We start from the raw sequence: 22,867 nt of genomic DNA, 5'->3' as shown, positions 1-22,867 counted from the left end.
CGTCTATCTAGGATCGATCGTAGAAAGCCTTATAGATACCGGACAAGTCGGGTTTGTACACGTCCGGACCCTTATTGACGCCCTGCGCCTAGCGCAGCACCACCCAGCCGTGGGGTGGAACCCTGGTGGATCCGCCGCCCACTTGTGCGTCGCCGGACAATATCTCACCGGCCACGCGGTACGTCACTTCCTCGTCGCCGAGGTTCAACGCCACGTGCAACTGCTCGTCACCCGAGTGGACGCGGTACAACATCGCGGTATTGGACAGCGCCACCGTCTCGGTGCGCGCCTCGACGAGCCAGGGATGCCTGCGGCGAAGCCCGATCAGCTGCTGATGCAGACGGAAGGTCGGCCAACCGTACGGGGCGAGTTCCTCTCTGCTGCTAGGAAACTCCGGCCGTACCTCGTCATCGCCACCGACACGTTCCTCTTTCGCGCCACGGAAGCCCTGTTCGTCGCCGTAGTAGATCATCGGCATGCCCCCGACCGTGAACAGGACCACGAGCGCATGCTCGAGATGGCGTTCGTCTGTGATGGTGCTGGCGATGCGGGCCACGTCGTGATTACCGACGAACGTAGCCGGAACGAACGTCTCGAGCCACTCGTTGTGACGCCCGAGCGCGTGCGACAACTCGAAGAAGTTCCTTTCCGAGATTGCACTCCACGACGCTTTCCACAGCTCGTACTGGGTCACCGAATCCAGTGAGCTCGCCTTCACGATGGCTGCATAATCACCGTGGATGACCTCACCGAGGAAGTAGGCGTCGGGGAACTTCTGTCGAACCTGCGGAATAACCGCGGCCCAGAACCGTGGCGGCACAGCGTATGCCGCGTCGAGACGCCATCCGTCTGCACCCCGTTCGAGCCAATGCGACATGACATCGACGACATACTGCTCGACCGCGGCGCTGTCATGGTTGAGCGTCACCAGTTCATCGTGGCCCTCGAAATTACGATGAATCGGTCCTGCACCGGACCAGTCGAGGTGGAACCACTCGGACTCCGGTGAATCCGGTCCTGCTTCGAGCGCCTGCACGAATCGCGGAAATGCCTGTGCCACATGGTTGAACACGCCGTCGAGCATGACTCGCAGTCCACGCGAACGCGCTTGGCCGATGACGTCGTCGAAGTCTGCTTCGGTGCCGAGCCGCGAATCGATGCGAAAATGATCGACGGTGTCGTATCCATGGCTTGCGGAGGCGAAGATCGGACCGAGGGCGATTCCCGACGCCCCGAGTTCCACGGCGTAGTCGAACCAGTCGACGATGCGGTGCAGTCGATGCTCGTCCTCGAGCGAACCGCCGTCCCAGCCATGGACCGGGGCACCGACGAATCCCAGAGGATAGATGTGCCACCAGATGGCGTGATCGACCCAGGCAGGTTGACCACTCATGCTCGGATCACCGACTCACGACCGAGCTCGGCGGCACCGGTATGACCCGACAAGCTGGTGACGAGATCGAATTCAGCGAGAAGGCAACGCAATACATGCGCCACACCGTCCTGGCCGCCGAGCGCCAAACCGTACAGAAACGGCCGCCCCAGCAGCACCGCGTCGGCCCCCAACGCTAGCGCCTTCGCCATGTCGGACCCGGTGCGCACACCGGAATCGAACAAGAGCGTCAGCTGATCACCGACGGCGTCCACGATATCCGGCAACGCGCTCAACGACGATCGAGCGCCGTCGATCTGGCGCCCACCGTGATTGGACACCACGATCCCGTCCACCCCGTGATCGACGGCTGCTCGGCCGTCGGCAACCGTGCAGATTCCCTTCAGTACGATCGGTCCGTCCCACTGCTCACGCAGGAACGCCAACTGGGACCAGTTCAAACCAGGGTTGGGGAACATCTGCGCCCAGTGCATAGCTGCAGCAACAGGATTCGCTTCGACCGATTGATCCAGACCCGCGAGAAATGCCGGGTCGGTCAGATAGTTCTCGATCCCGAGGTTCGCCAGGAACGGCAGGTATCCGCGGTCGAGGTCGGCCGGCCTCCAGCCGAGAAGCGTCGTGTCGAGCGTCAGTACAAGCGTCGTGAATCCCGATGCCTTGGCTCGCTCGAGAAAGCTGAGCAGAACGGATTTGTCTGTGGGCCAGTACAGCTGGTACCACCTGGGGGCGTCGCCACCAGCCTCGGCGATCTGCTCGAACGAATGGGAAGCTTGAGTGGAGTGAATGTAGGGCACCGAAAGCTCGGCGGCTGCCCGCACTGTCGCAAGCTCACCCTCCGGATGCGCGAGAGTCTGAACACCGACCGGCGCTATCAGCAGCGGCGCGGGCATGGAAGTGCCGAGCACTGTGACCGCGTGATCTCGCTCTGCTGAACTCCGCAACATGCGCGGGGCGATCCGCCACTCGTCGAACGCATTGCGGTTCGCGCGTGCCGTGGAACCGCTACCTGCGCTGGCGACGATGTACCCGAGAGCTTCCGGGCTGAGGGTGGCAGCGGCCTGCTCCTCCAGCCTGGCCAGGTTCGTGGTGATCTGCGGCCTCTGATCGGTGAACATGCCCTGGGCATATATACCGATTTGATGGTCACTGAAGTTCATGGTCACCACCGTAGTGCCGCCGCACACGATATGGCAGGACATCACCGAGCGCGCGGTCCGGAGAGCGTGCACCCTTGTTCGGAACCTCACCCCCGCGATCACGTCCTAGCGAGGGTGTTCGGTTTGCAAAAATGGTGCACGGTTCACACCGCCCAGGGATGTCGGTGCCGTCCTCTACGGTGTTTCGGACACCGTACGACAGACTGGATCCGATGCCACCTCGTAGACGCAAGCCCACAACCACCGCGAGAACCATCGGCGCAGGCAAGAGCGCCGCTGCGCGCAAGTTCAAGGAGTCGACGGCAGCACAGTCGACGACCAAGAAAGCCCCCGCGAAGAAGGCCGCTGCCAAGCGGACACCTGCCAAGCGGACCACGACGCGCAAGCGTGCACCCCGTAAGACCGTCGCGCCGGACCTACGGTTGCCGGACCCGGGTGAGCGAGTGTGGGTCCTCGACGTGCCGTTCGAGGATCGCGCTCTCGCGTCGGCCTCCGGCGCTCGGTGGCATCCGGGTCCGCGGGTGTTCGCGTTCTACGGGACCGAGCTGCCCGACGGTTTGGCGTCGTTCGAGTCGATGCCGTACAGCCTGCAGCGCTGGATCGAGGACGACGCCAACGAGGAGTGGCGGCCCGAGGAGATGCACGAGCGGTCGATGACGCCGCGGGAGACGCAGCTCGAGTCGGTGCGGAGGCATCTCGAAGCGTTGGACAACGGGTTCCCGTATTTCGCCCAAATGGACTCGACGGGACTGGGCAAGACTCTTGCCGTGTGCGAGGCCGTCCGCCAGATGGAGGATCCGAGCATCGGAACAGTGCTGGTGGTCGCCCCCAAAGGCGCTCTTCCCGGTTGGCGGCGCACCATCGCCGACACCGAGGCCGATGTTCATCCGTCCGAGCGTAAGCGCTGGCTACTGGTGACCTATCAGTCGACGAAGAAGCTGCTGACGGTCCCCGAGGATGTAGATCTGGGCAAACGCAAGCGAACACAGAACAAGAGGACCATCACGCTCGGCGAACTTCGATTCGACATCGACATCGTGGTGGCCGACGAGTCGCACGCGTTGATGAATATCGAGTCGCAGCAGTCGCAGATCCTCTGGCGTTACCAAGAGGCTGCACGCGCCGTCGTCTGGATGTCCGCCACCCCCGGTTATCAACCGATGCATTTCGCGTACATGGCCCGGGCGATCGAGCAGAGTCGTGCGCAGGAGCCGATCATCGGTGACGACGCAGGCCTCGGCCACGCAATCACCGCGCAATGGGCGACGTTCCTCGAGGAGTCGGGCTTCGCGCTCAAGGAAGGCAAGGCGACAACCGGACTGAAGACGTGGCGGTGGGAGCCCGAGGATGCTGCGCGACGCGAGCGCGACATCGGCACTATCCATCGGTGGCTGTCCGGTGGCGCTGTCCCGTGGTCGATTTCGCGACCGTCGCCGCCCACGCCGCGGGAGCCTCTCGGCCAGGAGCTGACGGCCGTGCAGAAGCGGCTCTATCACTCGGCATGGGTGGACTACCGCAAGGAGGTCGGGCTACCGAACTGGAAGACGGTGAGCGGTAGACGGGTGCTCCAGAAGAACCCGAGTACGCGAGCGGCCGCACTGCGATTACGCCAAAAGTGCTCGTACTTACGCATTCCCGCATCTGCTGACCAGGTCCGCGCATGGGTGCGTGACGGCAATCAGGTGTTCGTGTCGATGTTCTATCGCGAATCCGTCGCCGAGTTGTCGCAGTCCCTCCGGGAAGAAGGTCTCGATGTCGCAGTGGTCGACGGCAGTATGAGCAGCGCGGCCCAGGAGACCGAGATTCGCCGATTCCAAACCGGCGCTGCACGAGTCATCGTGTCGACGACGACCAGTGCGATCAACCTGCATTCCAACGAGTTGCTGCTGCCAGAGAAGACGGTGTCGACGGCCGCTCCTCGGATCACTCTCATTCACGACCCTCGGTGGACACCCATCGAGATCCGGCAGATCGAGGGGCGTGCGAATCGCATCGACAAGGACCACATCCACACCACTTCGACTTGCTATTACGGATATGCCGAGGGGACGGTCGAGGAGGAGATGGTCCTGACCGGCGTCGAACGCATAGCCGATCTGGGTTCGATCGTCGGTCAAGCGGATCTGATCGACCCTGAGGCGTTCCTGGCGGCACGAGCAGACGCCGATCAGTCCGTAGCACTGTTCGAGGTCGCCAGGGATGCCCTCTGAATCCGGAGGGCAGCCGCGTCAGCGCACGAAAGGCATGACCTGACGTACTTTCGGATCCCGGAGATACAGTGCACCCCACACCACGATCCCGACATACACCGCAAACAGCACGGTACTGATCAGCGGCTTGTCGACGCGCCAGTTGGTGAGGACCGCGCCACCGAGGTAACCGGTAAGCAGCACGGCACCGAGAAATGCTGTGCGCGGCAACAAGTACAGGATCAGCGATACGAGTAGAACGATGCCGACGACGGGCATCATCTCCTCCCGAAGGCCGAGATCCACGGTTGCGTCCTTCACCGCCTGCACGTTCATCAGCTTGGTGACTCCATCGAAAATCAGGAAGATCGCGATCAACGCGGTGAGCACCCAGCCGACACGAGCAGCCACGGGTGAGTTGGTGTGCGTTGCGGTGGTTGTGGTTGTGGTCATTGCATTCTCCGATGTTCGGCCCGGAAATTCGGTACTCACTTGTACCGACACCTCGGCACACGAAATTTCATCGCATACGCTCGTTACGAACATACGTTCGATTGCTGTGCTATTCTCATCGAGCCGTCCGGGAAGTCAACACTCGCGGACGGTCCAAAAACATTCGGCAAAAACGGGGCCTTCATGGCGATATCAGATCGACCCGACACTTCAGGAACGCTCCATCGATCGGGCGATCGATGGTCCGAGAATGCACCCTTGCGGTGCGCCCGCGGTCATGCCCTCGGCCCACGAACCGTGCTGGTCGGGTCGAGGGCATGCTCCTGCGGCCGCGGCCATCACCGCACTCATGCCTGTAGAACCTGCGGCGATGTCACCTTCACGCCGCCACTCGGAGATCGCTGCGGCGACGCGAGCTTCGATTCGCGGGCAGGCAGGCAAGACCCCAGCGCAGGGGCTTGACGCGTCGGTTCGGACATTGATGGACAATCGAGCTATGCAGAACAGCGATTCGGCCGCAGATACACTGGATACGACCGCCGCGCAGGTCGCTCAACTGCGGAACGACTTCACGCGGTTCATGATGGGGTACAAGTTCGGCACCGACGAACTGATGACCAAGATCAATATCCTCAAAGAGGAATTCACGCACATCCATCAGTATTCGCCGATCGAACATGTGACATCTCGACTCAAGACGCCGGAGAGCCTTCTCGAGAAGGCGCGGCGCAAAAATTGCCCGCTCACCTTCGAAGACATTCGCAAGAACATCTTCGACATTGCAGGCATCAGGATCACCTGCAGCTTCATCTCCGACACCTACCGCGTCGCCGACATGCTGACCGGGCAGAGCGACGTCGAGGTCATCGAGATCAAGGACTACATCGCCAATCCGAAACCCAACGGCTACAAGAGTCTTCACGTGATCGTCGAGATACCTGTATTCATGACGGACCGAGTCCAGCCCGTTCTCGTAGAGCTACAGATCCGCACCATCGCGATGGACTTCTGGGCAAGCCTCGAACACAAGATCTTCTACAAGTACCGGGGCGCTATCCCCGTCTCGCTGCTCGACGAGCTCACCGATGCTGCCGAAAGCGCGAACAGACTCGACGTGAAAATGGAACATCTGCACGACGAGATCGGTGAAATCAAGAACAGCAATCTCGATGCGCCGGACAGCATTCAGCTCAGCTCGATGCCGCCGCTGTCGTTGCCTCGCGAGCTGCTCGCGTCACTTCTCGAACGCGGCAGTATGGGACGGCTCTAGGCTCCTGCGGCAGAAAGCGCGTCGAACTCGTCGTCGGTGAGTTCTATGCTCGCGCCCGCGAGGTTGTCTTCCAGGTGCTCCACGCTCGAGGTTCCCGGGATCGGCAACACGACCGGCGAACGCTTCAGCAGCCAAGCCAGTGCAAGTTGCGACGGCGACGCGTTGTGCTGCTTCGCGAGCGTGGACAACGGGCTGCCCTCGCCGCTGAGCTTGCCTGTTGCCAGGGGGAACCACGGGATGAAGCCGACGCCGTTGGCTGTCGACCAATCCAACAGCTCCTCCGAAGATCGGTCGGAGAGGTTGTACAAGTTCTGAACGGAGACGATCGGCGCGATCTTCTGCGCGGCCTCCGCCTCGGCTACCGAAACCTGACTCAGCCCGATATGGCGGATCTTTCCCTCGTCCTGCAGTTTCTTCAGCTCGCCGACCTGGTCCTCCAGCGCCACCTCGGGGTCGATTCGGTGGAGCTGGAACAAATCGATCCGGTCCAACCCAAGACGTCGAAGACTCAACTCTGCCTGCTGGCGGAGGTAGGCGGGACGTCCGACAGGCGTCCAGATTCCGGGCCCCTGACGCGTCAGTCCAGCCTTGGTGGCGATGACGACGTCGTCACGGTAAGGATGCAGGGCCTCGCGCAGTAGGTCCTCGGCAACCTCGGGTCCATAGCTGTCGGCGGTGTCGAAGAAGTTCACGCCCAGCTCGACGGCCCGCTGAAGAACGCGAATGGCGGCGGCTCGGTCTTTCGGCTCTCCCCAGACACCTTCCCCCGGAAGCTGCATCGTCCCGTATCCGAGGCGGTTGATCTCGAGGTCGCCACCGAGACGGAACGTCCCGGAAGCGGCGGCGGGCGTGGCATTGTCCGAAGTAGTCATGCAGGTTCTGACGCTGCGCAGTCTCCGACTATTCCGTCTCGGTCGATCTACTAATATCTAGCCAGTATCCAATACGAGGGTAGAAACCGCTACAACCGCTCGATCAGCTTCATTGCATCGAACGGTGCGAACCCCTTCGCATCGTTGTCGAAGTACACGTGGACGTCGAGGCCCTGCTCAGTCCACTTTTTTATCTTCGCTGCCCAACCGTCGAGCGCTTCTTCGGTGTAGCCGCTCGCGTAGAGCTCGTCGGCGCCATGCAAACGTACGTACATCAATTCTGCAGTCGGCGTCTCGACGTACGGATACTTACCTGCACTGTCTGCAACGACGAAGGCAATACCGTTCTCCCTCGACAGCGAGACAGCTTCTTCCACCTGAAAGCTCGGGTGCCGAACTTCGAGTGCATGCCGCAGCGGGCGGTCTCCGTCGACGTCGAGATTCACTCGATCCTCGGCCAGCTTGTCGTCCCGTTGCTCGGCGAGTTCGATTGCTGCCGTTGTCGTTCGAGGAAGCACATCGAAGAATGCAGCGAGCTTGTCCGCATCGAACTGAAAATTGGGTGGAAGCTGCCACAGAATGGGACCAAGCTTGGAGCCCAGGCTCAACACCCCGGTGGCGAAGAAGTTCGCCAGCGCCACTTCGGCACCGACGAGACGCTTGACGTGGGTGATGTATCTGCCACCCTTGATGGCGAATACGAAATCTTCCGGCGTCTCCTCGCGCCACTTCACGAAACTCGACGGCTTCTGCATTGCATAGAAAGTGCCATTGATCTCGATCGAGGACAGGTGCGTCGACGCGTAGCCGAGCTCAGCGCGGTGCGGCAGGCCGGCTGGATAGAAGTCGCCTCGCCACGGCGCATACGTCCAGCCGGAGATTCCGATTCGAACCTCTGGCTCTCGCGTGCACCGTGGCATAGGAGGAGTATGCGCTTCGCTGCATTACACAGGAAGCGCGGCCTTTCCGGTCTCCCGGATTGTCAGCACGGTGGCTACGCCGATCGCACAGACGCCCATCACCCAATAGGCCGGGGACATACTGTTGCCGGTCGACTCCACCAACTGAGCCGCCACGTACGGTGCCGTTCCGCCGGCGGCGATGGTGCCGATGTTGAATCCGAGGGACACCCCGGTGTATCGAACCGATCGAGGAAAGAGTTCGGTGAACAATGGGAAAGCCGGAACCTGAACGACACCGTTGAGCACCATGTACACGAAGTAGACGCATCCAACAACGAAGATGCTTGCCGTCGCACCCAGAATCATGAACGCGGGCAACGCAATCACGATGTATCCTAGATAGCCGGCCAGTAGCACCGGTTTTCTGCCGTAGCGGTCGGTAAGCATCCCACTGACGGGGAATGTGGCGCACGCCAGCGCAATACTGATGGCCGACGTCCAATACACGGCATCCTTCGAGAACCCGAGATCATTGATCAGATAGACACTGAAGTAGGTGAGCCCGATGTATCCGGAACCGTTCATGGCGATCGCAATGCCGACCACGCGCAACACCGACTTCGGGTTCTTCTTCACCACGTCGGACAGCGGGCTCTTGGCAACCTGATTCTTCTCTGCCATCTCCTCGAACTCAGGTGTGTCCTCGAGCTTCAATCGGACGCGGAGACAGACGAATGCAAGCGGCAATGCCAGCAGGAACGGAATTCTCCAACCCCATGAGGACATCTGCTCGTCGGTGGTACCCAGTGCCACCAGGCCGACCACTGCGGCCGCGACGGCGAAGCCCAGGGTCGACCCGATAGGCGTGAAAGAGCCGAAGAATCCACGACGGTTCGGCGGTGCTGATTCGGCGATATACGTTGCTGCCCCGCCGATTTCACCTCCTGCCGAGAATCCCTGCGCAAGGCGGATGAAGACGAGGAGAATCGGGGCAAGCGCTCCGACCGAGGAATGCGTCGGCAGAAGCCCTAGAACTCCACATGCAATTCCCATGCACACGACGGTGATGACCAGCGCGGACCTGCGACCACGCCGGTCACCGAGACGCCCGAAGAAGATCCCACCCAGCGGACGGGCCACATAGGCAACTCCGAAGACGGCGAGGGTTGCCAGAATCGAGACCCCGGGGCTCGTCGACGGAAAGAACAGGGGCGCTATGACTACCGCCAGAAACCCGTAGACGGCAAAATCGTAGTACTCGATAAGCGTTCCGACGCCACCTGCGATCGCGGCGCGGCGCGCGGTTGTGGTCGACGCCGGCGGCGGGCCACCCGTGCCTGAGCGAGCGGGGGAATGTTCCACGTTCGTCATTGTGCCTGTCCTTGTGGTGTGAGGGAGCGTGAGTGTTCTTCGAGCAGAAGTTCGTACGACCCGCCTGCTTCGATGACCTGGACGGTTCGGGCGTTGGGTCGCGTACCGACGAGTTCGAGGCCGCCGACGGTCCGCAGCGTCGCCGCGCGCCAATCCAGCGTCACGGCATCCCCCGTCGTGACTGCGGCGGATATGCCGGGCACCGTGATGAGCGGCATCCCGTTGAACGTCTCGCCCCGCCAGAATCCGGGGGAGAAGGACTCGGCGACTATCGCGGCGATCCCGCAATTTCTGAGCGCGACCATGGGTGGATAGTGCGGGTGCCCGTATCCGAAGTTGCGGCCACCGACGATGATGTCGCCCTGCTGAACCCGGTCGACGAAATTACTGTCGTATGCCGTCATGCAGACCGAGCGAAGATGCACGGGATCATAGGATTTGATGTTGGATACTCCGACGACGAGGTCGATGTCGAAGTCGTCGCCGAACACCCAGGCGACCTCGCCGGTGATGACGTCGGAAGGTGGCGGGTAGGCGCTCATCGACCGACCTCCACCGGCTGCGCCGACTCCGTGATCGCACCGGCCAACGCGCTGGCGGCAACCGTGAAGGGCGACCCCATGTAGATGTTCGCGTCCGAGCTTCCCATCCGACCCGAGATGTTCAGCACGCCGGTAGAAATACAGTTCTCGCCGGCTTGGAGTGGCTTCTGGTATCCGAAACAGAAGTCACAACTCGACACCGCGATCGTGGCTCCGGCCGCGCGCAGCACGTCGAGGATGCCCTCACGTTCGGCCTGCTCGTGCACCTTCTGTGACGTCGGCACCACGTTGAGTTCGACGCCCGGAGCCACTCGACGCCCGTCGAGGACCAGTGCCGCCGCGCGGAGATCCTCGATTCGGCCGCTGGCGCACGAGCCGATGAAAGCCTTGGTGATCGGTGTACCGGTCAGCTCCTTGGCAGTCTTGGTATTGGCTGCCCGAGCCGAACCTGGCTGCACAACTTGGGGGACGACGGTGGCAAGATCGATCGTGTACCGCGCTGCGTAGGTCGCGTCGGCATCGGGATAGACCGGCTCGAATTCTCGCCGCGCAACATCTTTCGCGTAGGCCAACGAGATCTCGTCGGGTTCGAACACCGCGGACACGGCCCCGGTGAACATCGCCATACCGCACAGACCCTGACGATGATCGATCTTCATCGTCTTCGCACCCGGGCCGCCGAATTCCATGACCTGATGTGCGCAACCGTCGGCACCGACGAGATCGATGATGGTGTGCACCAGATCTCGGCTGTCGACGCCAGGGGCGAAGTCGCCGATCAGGTCGAACCTGGTGGTTGCCGGGATGTCGACGAACAGCTGGCCCGTCACCCAGGCTTCGATGAGGTCACGGCGAATTCCCCACCCGAGCGCACCGAATGCGCCGATGCCACTGATGTGTCCGTCGAAGTGCACGAGAAAGTCGCCGGGAATTGCGAGACCGAGTTCGGCGGTCAGCTGGTGACCGATACCGCGGCCTTCGTGGAGTTCGATCCCGTAGAACTCGCACCAATCGCGAGTGACCTTGTGAACTTCGGCTTCCTTGTCGTCGTTCCTGGTCAACATGTGGTCGATGAAGACGACGTAGCGGCTCGGATCCGACAGCTCGGTGATTCCGAAGTCCTCCCGCATTTGACGGAACATCACGTCGGTGTAGCCGGGGAAGTCGTAGGCGATCATGCGCGCTGGGCGCACGGCATGATTTTCCCCTGCGCGGACCGTCGGGCTGTCGCAGGTCCGCGCCAGTATCTTTTCCGTCATCGTGAATCCCACGTCGTTCACCGGTTCGATTCCGCGGGAAGGTACTTGCGTTGTTTCGCTTCCACCTCGGGAAAGCCGATCAGGTTCACGAAGTCGTGATGCGAGAGCGCGTCGGCACTCACCGCAGCCGGTGCTTCACCCCGAGCCAGCCGGCGCAACGCTTCCTGTGCTGCTCCCGTCGCAGCCATCAGGACCTGCGTCGGGAGCAGGGCAAGACGTACCCCGATTCGATCGAGGACTTCAGGCGTGAAGTCCCGTTCGGTCCACGTCGACGCCGTCAGGGTTGCCATGAGTGGTACTCCGACTTCCTGGTGACAGCGCTCCCACTCTTCGATGGTCTCGAATGTCTTGGTGACGGGCATGATCATGTCCGCACCGGCCTCGACGTAGGCCTGTGCTCGACGGATGGCGTCGTCGCCACGTGAATCCGTCCGTGCGATGAGCAGCACGTCGTCGGGAATCGAGTCTCGGACGGCATGAATCTTTCCGGTGGCCTCGGCGACGTCGATCAGATCTACGGGTTCGCCGACGCAGATCGGGCACGATTTCGGGGAAACTTGATCCTCCATGAACATGCCCTGTACGCCGGCGGAAACGAACTTCGATGCCGTCCGAGCTGCGTTCACCGCGTTGCCATATCCGGTGTCGATATCTGCGACCAGCGGAAGCTTCGAGGACTCGCGGATGGTGCGTACGGCGTTCAGATTCTCGGTCATCGTGTAAAGCTCGGCGTCGGGCAGCCCGAGCGCCGCGGATACCGCGAATCCCGACGCGCACAACGCGCTGAATCCAGCCTGGTCAGCGAGTCGCGCAGTCAGTCCGTCCCACACCCCTGGGGCGTAGACGAGGCCGCGCGAAGTGAGGTCTTTGAGAGTTGGAGCCGATTCAGTCATGTCACCGTCCGTTTCGTATTGCGGAACGCGTTCCGCAGATCACAATACCGAAGCTAGAGTGGTCGGAGTCACATGTCAAGGGATCGGCCCCGCACCATCTGTTCGTATGATGGCGATACCGACCACCCGCCGAAACGAAAGTGAGCACTTGTGGCTGCGCCTATCGAGTCCGAAGTACAGGTCGGCCGCGACATTGTCGGAGCCGTCCTCAAGGCGTGCAGTCTGCTCGAATATTTCGACGCCTCTCGGCCTGTCTGGACGCTCAACGAACTCACGTCCGCGAGCGGTATGAACAAGACGACCGTGCACCGACTGATGACGACCCTCATCCACGCGGGCTGGGTCGCTCGAACCGTCGAGGGCTCGTATCGAATTGCGATGCCGGTGTTCGAAATCGGCTCCGCCGCACTGGTGAATCTCGACATCCGCACCGCCGCAAGGCCGTTCATGATCGACCTGGCCGAGACGTTCGGCGACACCGCCTACCTCATGGTTCCCGCCGACGAGGGTGCAGTCTGTATCGATCGACTGGAAGGAAACAACCCCCTCGTCGTCGCGGGGATCAACATCGGATCGGTGATGCCCTACCACGCCGCGGCAGGACCGATCGTCATGCTGGCGTTCTCGGATATGTTGCGTAGCAGATGGATCGAGCGCGGGTTACCGTCGTTCACCGAACACACGTTGACCGATGCTGCCGCACTCGGCAAACACCTGGACTCGGTACGGGCCGCGGGGTACTCCGTAAGCAACTCCGACTACCTCCAAGGTGTTGCGGCAGTGGCGGCACCCATTCTCGGCCGAAACGGTTCGGTGATCGCGTCGATCAGCATCGGCGGTCGAGTCGAAGCCTTCACCGGGACAGCTCTCGAGAAGAAGATAGAGCAAGTTCGCGACGCGGCGAGCCGGCTCACCAGGGTCGCCGACGCCCTGCCGCAGTAACACTCGAGAAGTACCGACAATCACGCGGTAGTCTGGATGAAGTGAAGGCAGCGCCAACCATCGGATCTTTCGTTCTTGCCTGCCTACTCGTCGGAGCCGATGCAGTCGCCGTACCTTCGCGCATCCCCGTTCCCGCTGTTGCCGTGCCTGCGGTCGGGTTGACCGCCGACCCGCCACCGGTTGCCGCCGACATGGTCGCGGGCGTGAGCTCGATCGCCGAACCCACTGCACTGGTCGGCGGTGACGAGACTTCGGAGTCGACCGCCCGTACCTCCGGTTGGAACGACTATCCGTACGTGCGCTACACCGTCACATTCGCGTCGGATGTAGCAGTCGCCCAAATTGCCTGGCGGGGAACATCCGTCAACACCAATGATCTTGCATTGCACACTTGGAATCCAGATACGCGGTCCTGGGGGCAGTCGATCGCAACAGCGGCACCCACTGCTCCCGGCGGAACCATTGAGCTCACCGCGACAATCACCGCCATCGACGGCCCCGTGGAAGTCATGGTGATCGATACTCCGCGGGCGAATGATGCCTTTCAAGAGGACAACTTCGAACCCAACCGACAATTTGCAACGGCCGGCACTTACGACTTTGCCCTACAACACATCACAGACACGCAGTACATCACCCGGGACGACCCCGATGTGTACGACGAGATGACCCAATGGACGGTCGACAACGCGGAGAAGTACGGCATCGAATACAGCATGCACACCGGGGACATCATCCAGAGTTGGATCAGCCCCGGACGTCCGGATGCTCAGTCCCGCAAAGAATTCGAAGCAGCAAGCGAGTCGATGAAGGCCCTGGAAGATGCCGACATTCCACACGGAGTGCTACCGGGCAACCATGACAACATCTGGAACGTCGCAGGCAAGCTGGTCCCAGGCGAACACGAGAAGAACCACGCTCTGTACAACGAGTACTTCGGCCCGGACAGGTACCGGAACCAACCGTGGTGGGGTGACTCGTTCACCGAGGAGGATAATTCGGCGCACTACGACCTGATCGACCTCGCAGGCGCGAAGTTTCTGATGCTCTACATCGGCTACAACCCACCCGAAAAGGTCATGAAGTGGGCCGAACAGGTCCTCGTCGACAATCCCGACCGGAACGTAGTCATCGGCACCCATTACTACCTGGACGAGGATGGCGAACGAAAGATGATGGCCTTCGGCGATATCGGCGCCAGCTCCGGACAGCAGATATGGAATCGGTTGGTCGTCCCGAACGAATCGGTCTTCCTCGTCCTATCCGGTCATGTCGACGGTCAGGCAACGGTCGTGGACCGAGGAGTCGGCGATACGGACCGAACGGTCGTGCAGCTCCTCGCCGACTACCAATACTTCGAGGTCGACGGTGAACGAAGAGCCGGTTTCCAACGACTGCTGCAACTCGACCTCGACGGTGGAACCATGGCCGTAACCTCACACTCGCCGACGCTCGACGCCTTCGACGTCGAAAACTACGACCCCCGTCGACGCTTCCAGCCGAGCGACGGCGAGTTCGTCACCGACTTCACCTTGCGCGCCGATGTTCCAAGGGCCGTCAGCGCGCAGTAACCTGCCAACTTCCGACGAGACAGATCACAGCATTCCAGGGCCTCGCCCGAGCAGATCCGATAGCTTCGATGGCGTGCACACCTTTGAAGACCTTGTGGCAACGATCGAAGCATCCCCCGCCGCGGTCGCTGCCCACGACCGCGAAGCCTGGGTGAACCTGTACGCACGCGGAGGAGTGGTCAACGATCCCGTCGGCTCTCGACCGCATCAGGGCAGACAGGCGATAGAAAAGTTCTACGACACCTTCATCGCTCCCAACACGATCAACTTCCACGTCGAGAACGACGTGGTGGACGGAATGTCCGTCGTCCGGGACCTGTCGCTCGAGACCATCATGTCCACCGGAGCCACATTGAACGTCCCGATGCATATTCGGTACGACCTCGTCGACGAGGAAGGCGAGCTGAAGATCGCACGCCTCGCTGCGCACTGGGAGTTGGCATCGATGATCGGACAATTGCTGCGTGCGGGAACCAAAGGCTTGACTGCATCGGCGAAGCTGACACCTCAGCTGATCGGGAACCAAGGCCTCGGTGGCGTAGTTGGTTTCATGGGCGGCCTGCGTGGCGTCGGGAGCAAAGGTAAGCGAGCGGCAATCGAAGCGCTGGACGCGATCTCACAAGGACACGGCGCGGCCGTACGAACGGGCGCAGGCGACGACGTCGCTTCGGGTTCACTACGTGGAATGACATTCCGGAAGCTGATCGCCGCCGGCAATACCATCAGTGCCACAGTCGAACACCAGTCTCGACGCGGCGTCGTTCTCGTAGAGTTCGGCGACAAGTCGTTGCGAATCGATTCGATTACGGCATTCGGACTTCGACCGAACTCGTGAGCTAAAACACCGCCGGTCGACTACGGGAACATATGTTCGAGTTCTTGCCGGTGGCCGGGGTTACTCTGATTCCATGGTTTCGGGGGATGGTATTTCAGGGGTAGCCGGCTACCCGTCACCGCCGTCATCACGATGACTCTGTCCGACCTCGAAACAGCTACCGGCCACGCCGTCACTGCCACCGGATCCCTGATCCGCATGCGCGACGCCATCCGCATGGCCTCCCACGCGCACCGCTACCTTGCCCTCTTCGACGACCACGGACGACCCCTGCACCTTGGGCGAACCGAACGGATCGCCACCGCTGATCAACGCATCGTCCTCATCGCCGCCGACCGCGGTTGCACCTCCCTGGCTGTACCCGACCCGCGACCTGGTCACAGGTCCACCACATCGACGAATGGGCCACCGGCGGGAACACCGACATCGACACCCTCACCTACGGTTGCGACATGCGCCACCCACTCATCGGACCTGACGACACCGACTGGGCAACAACGAAAACCGGACCAGGCCACCCCTACCCTGGCCGCACCCTCTGGCATCCCCCGACCACACTCGACCCCACCCGAAAAGGCCACATCAACCACTACCACCACCCCAACGAATACATCTACCCAACGCCCGAAAACAGCACGCCCGAACACTCCACGCCCCCAACATAACCCGGGACACCGAGACGCGGCGGCCCCGATCCACACCCGCCACCCAGCTGACACCACCCGGGTAGCCGGCCACCAGTGACTGCCAGCGGCACAGAGCTCCACCTGTGCCGCCAACAGTCATGCCGCGCGCCGACAGCACCAGGCCCTCGACCGATGCGACTATCAGGCTCCACCGCACCCCGAAGCTCAGAGGGCACCCGTGCCCCCAGCCCGCGAATCGACCCATCCAGCGGGCACGCCGAGAAGACAGCCCCAGAACACCGCAGCCCAGAACACTGCATTCCGCAGCCATCGCAGCCATAATCTTTACTCATGCAGGCGGCAAGTCGGGCGGCGCTCCTCACGGTGCTGGTCGTCGCTGTCTCGGCTCTGCCGACGCCACTTGCACCCGGTGTGCGTGAGCCCCTCGTGGCTGCACCGGCCCCAGTGCTCACAGAGCCGCCACCTGCGCCGTTGACTCTGGAGGAGTTGTCCGCTCGAGTGAATCCGACGGTCGTGACCATATCGGCGGAATTCAGCTTCTACGGCGTCGCGGGCACCGGGTTCGTCGTCGATTCGGACGGCCTCGTGCTCACCAACTTCCATGTGGTCGAGGAAGCAACCGACGTCACTGCGGTCCATATGGGCAATGGGTTGATTTACGACGCGTCGGTTCTCGGTTATGACAAGACCCGTGATGTTGCGGTTCTCCGGTTGGCTTCTGCGGTCGACCTTCCGGTGGCCCCGATCGGGAGGTCTGCAGCCGTTGCCGTCGGTGATGGGGTTACCGCGGTAGGCAACGCGGACGGCGGGGGAGTTCTCGTCGCCGCGCCCGGACGTGTGGTTGCGCTGCAGGAATCCGTCATCGCCGAAAGCTCGGTCGATGGTTCGCGGAACGAACTGACAGACATGATTCGAATCGACGCCGACGTACGCGCAGGCGATTCGGGTGGCCCGCTGGTCGACGCGTGGGGCAACGTCATCGGCGTCGACGCGGCCGGGCTGTCCGAGAAGGCTCGGGCGGTATCCGCCCCCGAGGCATATGCCATTCCCATCGATACCGCGATGGCCGTGCTCGAACAGGTCCGTGACGGCAGATCCGGGGGCACTGTCCATGTCGGGCCGACGCCGTATCTGGGTATCGGCGTTCGCGATGTCTCGGCATTGCGTGACACGGGACCATCACAGGGTGCCGCGGTCACGTCCGTTCAATACGATTCTCCGGCCGAGCGGACCGGCTTGCTTCGCGGCGACGTCATCATGTCCTTCGATGGGAGGCCGGTGCGTACGTCGAAGGATCTGATCGAAGGGATGATCGAGAAGAGCCCGGGCGACGTCATCGAACTCGAGTGGGTCTCTGGACAGGGAGTCCGTCAACAACGATCGGTGACCCTCGAGCTGGGGACTCCGACTGCGTAGTCGCTCAGGCTTGCAGCACGGACAGGATGTTTCCAGCGGGATCGGTGAACCACGCGATCAGCGGGCCGCCGTGTCTGAAGATTCCACGCTCATCGGTCGCCATGTCGGGGTAGTGCTCGAACATCACACCTTTGGCGGTCAGGGCGTCGACAGCTGATTCGATGTCTGCGACGGGGAAGTTCAGGATGGTGTACGCCGCCGGCACATGATTCGGCCGGGGATAGATCAACACTTCGTTACTCTCGCTGAGCTGGAGATTGATCAGCCCCATCTCGCCTTCGACGATGGTGAGTCCCAGTACGTCGGAGTAGAAGATGCGGGCGGCCTCGATGTCGTCGACAGCGAATCCGGTGAAGGGTGCGCGGGTCAATTCGATAGTGGGCATACCTCATCGTGCCCCTTTCGAAGTCGGTGCGAGGCGGTATCGAAGCCCACGTCGCGCCTAGGAACGGGCCACCGACGGGAGTACCGTTGAGCGGGTGACTATCCGTCTCGGTTATCAGATGCCCAATTTCAGCTACTCAGGCTCCGTCGCAGAGCTGTTCCCCAAGGTCATCGCGCAAGCGCGCGAAGCCGAAGCAGCAGGATTCGACACCGCGTTCGTCATGGACCACTTTTATCAACTACCTGGAATCGGTAAGCCCGACGAGCCGATGCTCGAGGCGTACTCGGCGCTGTCGGCTCTAGCCACCGCTACCGAAACGATCCAGCTCTCGGCCCTCGTCACCGGAAACACGTACCGCAACCCGGCAATCTTGGCGAAGACCGTCACCACGCTAGACGTCGTGAGCGGAGGCCGCGCGATCCTGGGAATCGGAGCCGGCTGGTACGAGCTCGAACACCAGAGCTTCGGTCTGGAGTTCGGTACTTTCACCGATCGATTCGAGCGTCTCGACGAGGCACTGCAGATCATCGAGCCGATGCTCCGCGGGCAACGGCCGAGCTTCGACGGGTTGTGGTACCAGGTCGAGAACGCCATCAATGAGCCACGTATGCGCGACGATCTGCCCATCATGCTCGGTGGAGGCGGAGAAAAGAAGACCTTCGGTCTCGCTGCCCAATTCGCCGATCATCTCAACATCATCTGCGACGCAAGCGAATTGCCCCGCAAGATGAAGGCAGTCGAAGCTCGGTGCGAAGAGGTAGACCGTGATCCGAAGGATCTCGAGACAAGTTTCCTGGCCTTCGTCATCCTCGACGAGGACGGTGACAAAGCGCGCAAGCTGCAAAGCGACTACTTGTTGTCGAACGGAGTCGACTTGTCCAACCTCTCCGACACCGACAAGGCGGCAGCAACCGACCGCCAGTTCTGCGGCACACCCGACGACGTCGCCGAACAGGTGCAGACGCGTGTACTCGATCAGGGTATCGACGGCATCATCATCAACTTGATCACCAACGGTCACGAGCCCGGCATCGTCGAACTCGCAGGTAAGACACTGCGCCCGCTCGTGTAATTCGAACCGACTTCAGCTTTGGCACGGGGGAACGTTGCGTGGGATAGTTCCCCTGTGGCTCAGCTGACAATGAACGGGCACAGGGTGCTCGTTGCGAATCTACTTCAGGGATCACCGCAGGGCGATTCGTTACGTGCGATGTCCGGTTCCATGGTTGCGTACGAGGGTGACGTCGCCTTCAAGAGCGCAGGAATGGGCGGAGGCGGCGGACTACGCGCGGCTCTGAAGCAGAAGGCAACCGGTGAATCTCTTTCTCTCATGGAGGTTTCCGGCAAGGGCACGGTGTACTTCGCCGTCGACGCTCAGGACATCACGATCGTCGAACTCGCGAACGACACCATGCACGTAGAGGCATCGCAGTTGCTCGCGCTGACCGGCCAACTGAAGACCGAGGTCAAGTTCGCCGGCCTCCGCGGAGCATCCTCGGGCCAGGGCCTGTTCACGACCGTCGTCAGCGGTTCGGGTTCGGTGGCCTTACTCTCGGCAGGCGGACCCTTGATCGCGCTCGCCGTCGACCCGACGTATCCGCTCGTCGTCGATCCAGATTCCTTTGTGGCACATCGCGGCCAACTCAACCAGAGTTTCGTCACCGATGTCACCTGGCGATCCGCCGTCGGTGGTGGGAGCGGTGAAGCCTTCTCGCTCCGTTTCGACGGCCAAGGCGTCGTCTACATCCAACCCGAGGAACGCTGACATGCCGCTCGAGCTCGTCAACAGCAAAGTCGTCAAATCCTCTGTGGCGGCCGGGCAGAACGTCTTGGCTCGTAAGGGTTCGATGCTGTATTACACCGGTGACGTCCACTTCATTCCACATTCGATGGGTGGGAGCAGCGGCGTCGCAGGAATGGCCGGACGAATGATGTCGGGCGAGCATGTTGCCATGATGGCCGCCGAGGGCCAGGGCGAGGTGTTCTACGGCCACGCCGGCTTGTACGTGGAAGTGATTCACCTCGACGGATCGTCGATGCTCACCGTCGAGGCAGACCGACTGCTGGCCCATGACGGCTATTTGTCGAGTTCCATTGTTTCCCTTGGCTCTCAGGGCGGCGCAGTGCGGGGTGCCGTCCGGGGTGCGATGACCGGGCAGGGACTGTTCACGACGCAACTTACCGGCCAGGGCAGCGTCGCAGTTCTGTCGCACGGTGGAGCGATTGCGCTGCAGGTCGGTCCGGAGCACCCCCAGGTCGTCGTGGATCCACAGGCATACGTCTGCCACCTCGGCAACATCACCGTCGACATCTCGGCGAACGTCGGCTGGCGTGACGCGGTGGGGCGTGGCAGCGGCGAGGCCGTTCAGCTGAGGATGACCGGCACGGGCACCGTATGGGTCCAGGCCTCCGAGAAGAAGTTCTGAGGGCAAGTATGACCATCGAGATTCACACCCCCCATACGCTGCCCATCGATGACAACGTCCCCGGTAACGATTACGCGTTCTGCGTCGAACTCGCCGGCCAACCCTGGTTCACATCCAAGGGCGCGATGATTGCGTACTACGGCAATATTCGATTCGAGCCACTCGGTCAGACGTCGATGCCTGCCATCGTTGCCGCTCGATTCTCGTCGCCGCTGTATTCCAACGACTGGGTGCTCGCGCAGGGACAGGGCAAGTTGATCCTCGGCGACCGTGGATTCAACATCAATAGCTACGACCTCGACGACGGCAACCTGACCATCCGAGCCTCGAACCTCCTGGCCTTCGAACCAACGCTCGACCTGAAGCAGTCGATCGTCCCCGGGTTCCTGACGCTGCTGGGCACGGGCAAGTTCCTGGCGTCGTCCAACGGGCCTGTCATGTTCGCCGAGCCGCCGTTGCGCATCGACCCCGAAGCACTGGTCGGCTGGGCCGATTGCCCGTCGCCGTCGCACCACTTCGACGCCGGGTGGATGCAGAACTTTCTGGGCGCCGCTCGCGGATTCCTCGGGGCCAACACTGGCGAAGAGCGTCAGTTCGACTTCACGGGCGCAGGAACAGTGCTCATTCAATCCAGTGAGAAGGTTCTCGACGACGGCCACCTGCTGCGCCACATCGAGTCGCAGACCGTCTCGCTCGGACAGGACAGCTTGCGGACGCTGCACGGCACGATCGGTTCGCGATTGCAGTAGCACCGACTCGACTCGAAAGCGCACTATGGAGTGATGACAAACAACGGACCCTTCGGCGTCGACCCCGAGGACTTCGATCGCTTCGCCAAAGAAGCGAGCGAAGGACTCCGCGACGTCGTCGATCAGGTAGGCAAGTTCATCGGGCAATCCGGCGCAGGCGGTTCTTGGGGCGCGTTCTTCGGAGACACATCGGCACAGAAGAAGCCAGAGCAGGCTCCTGCTCCGGAAACCACCGGCGAGACCGGCGATGGGGTCTGGGCGATCTACACCGTCGACTCCGACGGCTCTGCGCACATCGACCAGCTGTACGCGACCGAGCTGGATGCTTTGCGCGCCCACAAGGACAATGTGGATCCGTCCAGACGCGTCCGCTTCCTGCCCTACGGTGTCAGCGTCAGCGTGCTGGAAGTCTAGATTCCACCGCAACGGCCGCACGCTTTCGGATTCACGAATGTGCACGAGCACCTCGCCCAGGTCTTCCTCGTATCCGTCCCAGGCGACGTAGGTCGGCGAAAGTTGCACGGCCGGAACGCTGTATCGCCTGCCCAGGACAGGCGCCGCTAACCCACCGATGTCGTAGAGCAGTAGATCCGGCCTGTTGTCGTCGTAGAAATCGGTCAGAACAGGGAAGGCATAGGTGGCGCCTCGTCGAGAAGTACCCGCATCGCCGACGCCGGGTCCTCGGGCCAATTCTCTTCCCCGTGAGGCAAGATCGAGGTGAATGAAACAAGCTCGACGCCAGCGGGTTCGGCGACGAGGCCGAGTGAGGGATAGATGCGACTAGTGGCCGTGCAACCGATCATGCCGATGTGCATGGGTGTCAGAATAGAACTGCAGTGCGCAGGCACGCCAACGGTTTTCTTTCGGATGGTCATTAATCGAATCGGGCCTCGATAATCTCAGTGCTCGGCGTCGGCCCGCTCGCGTATCGTCCCCAGTGTGAGTTTTCTGCAGCCGGTAACCCTGTCGAACGACATCGTGACGCTCGAGCCGCTGAGCCACGATCATCTCGAAGGATTGTGCGACGCCGCCCGTGACGGTGAGCTGTGGAACCTCTGGTACACCTCGGTTCCGCCCCCCGACGATATGGCCGCAGAGATCGATCGACGATTGGGCTTGCAGCAGACGGGGTCGATGTTGCCGTTCACCCTGCGACAAAACGACACTGGCCAGATCCTCGGGATGACGACGTACATGAATGCCGATGCGGCGCACCGACGGGTAGAGATCGGGTCCACCTGGAACGCTGCATCTGCGCACCGCAGCGGGACGAACGCGGCGAGCAAGCTTCTACTTCTCGGCCACGCGTTCGATGAATTGGATTGCATTGCAGTGGAATTCCGGACTCACTGGATGAATCTCCAGTCACGAACGGCGATTGCGCGACTCGGGGCCAAACAGGATGGGGTTCTCCGCAACCACACCCGCATGCCAGATGGGTCGCTCCGCGACACAGTGGTGTTCTCGATCATCGAGTCGGAGTGGCCCGCCGTACGAAACGAACTCGACCGCCGGCTCACGCACCGTCGCGGCCCCGCGCGGTAGGTTTGCCAATAGCGTCGGCCGGCGCGCACGGGTTCGATCGAAAGTACTGA

At 61.8% G+C, this 22,867-nt stretch carries 25 protein-coding genes; 13 read left to right on the top strand and 12 right to left on the bottom strand.

Features of this window, described 5'->3' with window-relative positions; genetic code table 11:
* Window positions 1-88: 88 nt before the first annotated feature.
* Window positions 89-1,393: an alpha-amylase family glycosyl hydrolase gene (locus O1W68_RS06670; RefSeq protein WP_269302095.1), complete on the bottom strand. Its 1,305-nt coding sequence runs from the start codon at window positions 1,391-1,393 to the stop codon at window positions 89-91.
* The gene (locus tag O1W68_RS06665) at window positions 1,390-2,550 is read right to left on the bottom strand and encodes an alpha-hydroxy-acid oxidizing protein (RefSeq protein ID WP_269302094.1); all 1,161 of its coding nucleotides are present in this window, start codon (window positions 2,548-2,550) and stop codon (window positions 1,390-1,392) included. The genes O1W68_RS06670 and O1W68_RS06665 overlap by 4 nt, the downstream gene beginning before the upstream one ends.
* A gap of 212 nt (window positions 2,551-2,762) precedes the next feature.
* Here O1W68_RS06665 and O1W68_RS06660 point away from each other — a divergent pair, with 212 nt between their 5' ends.
* Window positions 2,763-4,760, top strand: a complete 1,998-nt coding sequence (locus O1W68_RS06660) for a helicase-related protein (RefSeq protein ID WP_269302093.1) — start codon at window positions 2,763-2,765, stop codon at window positions 4,758-4,760.
* An 18-nt stretch (window positions 4,761-4,778) separates the two neighbouring features.
* On the opposite strand, the gene O1W68_RS06655 is transcribed toward O1W68_RS06660, so the two are convergent.
* A complete protein-coding gene (locus O1W68_RS06655; protein ID WP_269302092.1) occupies window positions 4,779-5,192 on the bottom strand; it encodes a DoxX family protein in 414 nt (137 codons plus the stop codon).
* Window positions 5,193-5,402: 210 nt separating this feature from the next.
* Window positions 5,403-5,543: a hypothetical protein gene (locus O1W68_RS06650; protein WP_269302091.1), complete on the bottom strand. Its 141-nt coding sequence runs from the start codon at window positions 5,541-5,543 to the stop codon at window positions 5,403-5,405.
* Window positions 5,544-5,688: 145 nt separating this feature from the next.
* Between O1W68_RS06650 and O1W68_RS06645 the strand changes: the two genes are divergently transcribed.
* Complete coding sequence (locus tag O1W68_RS06645; RefSeq protein ID WP_442972309.1) at window positions 5,689-6,462, top strand: GTP pyrophosphokinase; 774 nt, start codon at window positions 5,689-5,691, stop codon at window positions 6,460-6,462.
* Here O1W68_RS06645 and O1W68_RS06640 read toward each other — a convergent pair.
* From O1W68_RS06640 to O1W68_RS06615, 6 genes are all read right to left on the bottom strand, one after another.
* Entirely contained in the window at window positions 6,459-7,334 is an 876-nt protein-coding gene (locus tag O1W68_RS06640; RefSeq protein WP_269302090.1) for an aldo/keto reductase, read from the bottom strand. The genes O1W68_RS06645 and O1W68_RS06640 overlap by 4 nt on opposite strands.
* A gap of 89 nt (window positions 7,335-7,423) precedes the next feature.
* Entirely contained in the window at window positions 7,424-8,254 is an 831-nt protein-coding gene (locus tag O1W68_RS06635; RefSeq protein WP_269302089.1) for a DUF72 domain-containing protein, read from the bottom strand.
* Window positions 8,255-8,278: 24 nt separating this feature from the next.
* Window positions 8,279-9,607 (bottom strand): MFS transporter, encoded by a 1,329-nt coding sequence (locus tag O1W68_RS06630; protein WP_269302088.1) that lies wholly within the window; start codon window positions 9,605-9,607, stop codon window positions 8,279-8,281.
* Window positions 9,604-10,149, bottom strand: a complete 546-nt coding sequence (locus tag O1W68_RS06625; RefSeq protein WP_269302087.1) for a 3-isopropylmalate dehydratase — start codon at window positions 10,147-10,149, stop codon at window positions 9,604-9,606. The genes O1W68_RS06630 and O1W68_RS06625 overlap by 4 nt, the downstream gene beginning before the upstream one ends.
* Window positions 10,146-11,408 carry a 3-isopropylmalate dehydratase large subunit gene (locus tag O1W68_RS06620; RefSeq protein WP_269302086.1) on the bottom strand — a complete coding sequence of 421 codons (1,263 nt, stop codon included), beginning with the start codon at window positions 11,406-11,408 and terminating at the stop codon, window positions 10,146-10,148. Before O1W68_RS06620 ends, O1W68_RS06625 begins: the two co-directional genes overlap by 4 nt.
* Window positions 11,409-11,425: 17 nt before the next feature.
* The gene (locus O1W68_RS06615; protein WP_269302085.1) at window positions 11,426-12,301 is read right to left on the bottom strand and encodes an isocitrate lyase/PEP mutase family protein; all 876 of its coding nucleotides are present in this window, start codon (window positions 12,299-12,301) and stop codon (window positions 11,426-11,428) included.
* 150 nt (window positions 12,302-12,451) lie between these two features.
* Between O1W68_RS06615 and O1W68_RS06610 the strand changes: the two genes are divergently transcribed.
* The 5 genes from O1W68_RS06610 to O1W68_RS06590 all read left to right on the top strand — a co-directional run bounded on the left by O1W68_RS06610 (window position 12,452) and on the right by O1W68_RS06590 (window position 17,712).
* The gene (locus tag O1W68_RS06610; RefSeq protein ID WP_269302084.1) at window positions 12,452-13,243 is read left to right on the top strand and encodes an IclR family transcriptional regulator; all 792 of its coding nucleotides are present in this window, start codon (window positions 12,452-12,454) and stop codon (window positions 13,241-13,243) included.
* 41 nt (window positions 13,244-13,284) lie between these two features.
* Window positions 13,285-14,814, top strand: coding sequence for a metallophosphoesterase (locus O1W68_RS06605; RefSeq protein WP_269302083.1), 1,530 nt, complete (start codon window positions 13,285-13,287; stop codon window positions 14,812-14,814).
* A 73-nt stretch (window positions 14,815-14,887) separates the two neighbouring features.
* The gene (locus O1W68_RS06600) at window positions 14,888-15,649 is read left to right on the top strand and encodes a nuclear transport factor 2 family protein (protein ID WP_269302082.1); all 762 of its coding nucleotides are present in this window, start codon (window positions 14,888-14,890) and stop codon (window positions 15,647-15,649) included.
* A gap of 132 nt (window positions 15,650-15,781) precedes the next feature.
* A complete protein-coding gene (locus tag O1W68_RS06595) occupies window positions 15,782-16,393 on the top strand; it encodes a DUF222 domain-containing protein (protein ID WP_331283577.1) in 612 nt (203 codons plus the stop codon).
* A gap of 233 nt (window positions 16,394-16,626) precedes the next feature.
* Window positions 16,627-17,712, top strand: coding sequence for a S1C family serine protease (locus tag O1W68_RS06590; protein WP_269302081.1), 1,086 nt, complete (start codon window positions 16,627-16,629; stop codon window positions 17,710-17,712).
* Between the two features lie 4 nt (window positions 17,713-17,716).
* Here O1W68_RS06590 and O1W68_RS06585 read toward each other — a convergent pair whose 3' ends face one another.
* Window positions 17,717-18,097 carry a VOC family protein gene (locus O1W68_RS06585; protein WP_269302080.1) on the bottom strand — a complete coding sequence of 127 codons (381 nt, stop codon included), beginning with the start codon at window positions 18,095-18,097 and terminating at the stop codon, window positions 17,717-17,719.
* Between the two features lie 94 nt (window positions 18,098-18,191).
* Here O1W68_RS06585 and O1W68_RS06580 point away from each other — a divergent pair, with 94 nt between their 5' ends.
* From O1W68_RS06580 to O1W68_RS06560, 5 genes are all read left to right on the top strand, one after another.
* Window positions 18,192-19,169 (top strand): LLM class F420-dependent oxidoreductase, encoded by a 978-nt coding sequence (locus O1W68_RS06580; protein WP_269302079.1) that lies wholly within the window; start codon window positions 18,192-18,194, stop codon window positions 19,167-19,169.
* A gap of 69 nt (window positions 19,170-19,238) precedes the next feature.
* Window positions 19,239-19,862 (top strand): AIM24 family protein, encoded by a 624-nt coding sequence (locus tag O1W68_RS06575; RefSeq protein ID WP_269302853.1) that lies wholly within the window; start codon window positions 19,239-19,241, stop codon window positions 19,860-19,862.
* A gap of 1 nt (window position 19,863) precedes the next feature.
* Window positions 19,864-20,523 carry an AIM24 family protein gene (locus tag O1W68_RS06570; protein ID WP_269302078.1) on the top strand — a complete coding sequence of 220 codons (660 nt, stop codon included), beginning with the start codon at window positions 19,864-19,866 and terminating at the stop codon, window positions 20,521-20,523.
* Between the two features lie 8 nt (window positions 20,524-20,531).
* A complete protein-coding gene (locus O1W68_RS06565; RefSeq protein WP_269302077.1) occupies window positions 20,532-21,272 on the top strand; it encodes an AIM24 family protein in 741 nt (246 codons plus the stop codon).
* Between the two features lie 33 nt (window positions 21,273-21,305).
* Window positions 21,306-21,686: a hypothetical protein gene (locus tag O1W68_RS06560; protein ID WP_269302076.1), complete on the top strand. Its 381-nt coding sequence runs from the start codon at window positions 21,306-21,308 to the stop codon at window positions 21,684-21,686.
* 203 nt (window positions 21,687-21,889) lie between these two features.
* Here the strand turns inward: O1W68_RS06560 and O1W68_RS06550 are convergent, their stop codons facing one another.
* On the bottom strand, window positions 21,890-22,087 hold the full coding sequence (locus tag O1W68_RS06550; RefSeq protein WP_269302075.1) for a hypothetical protein: 198 nt from the start codon (window positions 22,085-22,087) through the stop codon (window positions 21,890-21,892).
* Between the two features lie 124 nt (window positions 22,088-22,211).
* Here O1W68_RS06550 and O1W68_RS06545 point away from each other — a divergent pair, with 124 nt between their 5' ends.
* The gene (locus O1W68_RS06545) at window positions 22,212-22,817 is read left to right on the top strand and encodes a GNAT family N-acetyltransferase (RefSeq protein WP_269302074.1); all 606 of its coding nucleotides are present in this window, start codon (window positions 22,212-22,214) and stop codon (window positions 22,815-22,817) included.
* Window positions 22,818-22,867 lie beyond the last annotated feature (50 nt).

Origin of the sequence: Rhodococcus sp. H36-A4 (assembly GCF_027158005.1) — a bacterium.
Taxonomy (GTDB): Bacteria; Actinomycetota; Actinomycetes; order Mycobacteriales; family Mycobacteriaceae; genus Rhodococcoides.
This window is presented reverse-complemented; position numbering and strand designations above follow the sequence as displayed.

Bases quoted from the DNA above. Each gene is read 5' to 3' on its own strand.
- O1W68_RS06670 (WP_269302095.1), bottom strand. From the start codon at position 1,393: ATGAGTGGTCAACCTGCCTGGGTCGATCACGCCATCTGGTGGCACATC.
- O1W68_RS06665 (WP_269302094.1), bottom strand. From the start codon at position 2,550: ATGAACTTCAGTGACCATCAAATCGGTATATATGCCCAGGGCATGTTC.
- O1W68_RS06660 (WP_269302093.1), top strand. From the start codon at position 2,763: ATGCCACCTCGTAGACGCAAGCCCACAACCACCGCGAGAACCATCGGC.
- O1W68_RS06655 (WP_269302092.1), bottom strand. From the start codon at position 5,192: ATGACCACAACCACAACCACCGCAACGCACACCAACTCACCCGTGGCT.
- O1W68_RS06650 (WP_269302091.1), bottom strand. From the start codon at position 5,543: ATGAGTGCGGTGATGGCCGCGGCCGCAGGAGCATGCCCTCGACCCGAC.
- O1W68_RS06645 (WP_442972309.1), top strand. From the start codon at position 5,689: ATGCAGAACAGCGATTCGGCCGCAGATACACTGGATACGACCGCCGCG.
- O1W68_RS06640 (WP_269302090.1), bottom strand. From the start codon at position 7,334: ATGACTACTTCGGACAATGCCACGCCCGCCGCCGCTTCCGGGACGTTC.
- O1W68_RS06635 (WP_269302089.1), bottom strand. From the start codon at position 8,254: ATGCCACGGTGCACGCGAGAGCCAGAGGTTCGAATCGGAATCTCCGGC.
- O1W68_RS06630 (WP_269302088.1), bottom strand. From the start codon at position 9,607: ATGACGAACGTGGAACATTCCCCCGCTCGCTCAGGCACGGGTGGCCCG.
- O1W68_RS06625 (WP_269302087.1), bottom strand. From the start codon at position 10,149: ATGAGCGCCTACCCGCCACCTTCCGACGTCATCACCGGCGAGGTCGCC.
- O1W68_RS06620 (WP_269302086.1), bottom strand. From the start codon at position 11,408: ATGACGGAAAAGATACTGGCGCGGACCTGCGACAGCCCGACGGTCCGC.
- O1W68_RS06615 (WP_269302085.1), bottom strand. From the start codon at position 12,301: ATGACTGAATCGGCTCCAACTCTCAAAGACCTCACTTCGCGCGGCCTC.
- O1W68_RS06595 (WP_331283577.1), top strand. From the start codon at position 15,782: ATGACTCTGTCCGACCTCGAAACAGCTACCGGCCACGCCGTCACTGCC.
- O1W68_RS06590 (WP_269302081.1), top strand. From the start codon at position 16,627: ATGCAGGCGGCAAGTCGGGCGGCGCTCCTCACGGTGCTGGTCGTCGCT.
- O1W68_RS06585 (WP_269302080.1), bottom strand. From the start codon at position 18,097: ATGCCCACTATCGAATTGACCCGCGCACCCTTCACCGGATTCGCTGTC.
- O1W68_RS06575 (WP_269302853.1), top strand. From the start codon at position 19,239: ATGAACGGGCACAGGGTGCTCGTTGCGAATCTACTTCAGGGATCACCG.
- O1W68_RS06570 (WP_269302078.1), top strand. From the start codon at position 19,864: ATGCCGCTCGAGCTCGTCAACAGCAAAGTCGTCAAATCCTCTGTGGCG.
- O1W68_RS06565 (WP_269302077.1), top strand. From the start codon at position 20,532: ATGACCATCGAGATTCACACCCCCCATACGCTGCCCATCGATGACAAC.
- O1W68_RS06560 (WP_269302076.1), top strand. From the start codon at position 21,306: ATGACAAACAACGGACCCTTCGGCGTCGACCCCGAGGACTTCGATCGC.
- O1W68_RS06550 (WP_269302075.1), bottom strand. From the start codon at position 22,087: ATGCACATCGGCATGATCGGTTGCACGGCCACTAGTCGCATCTATCCC.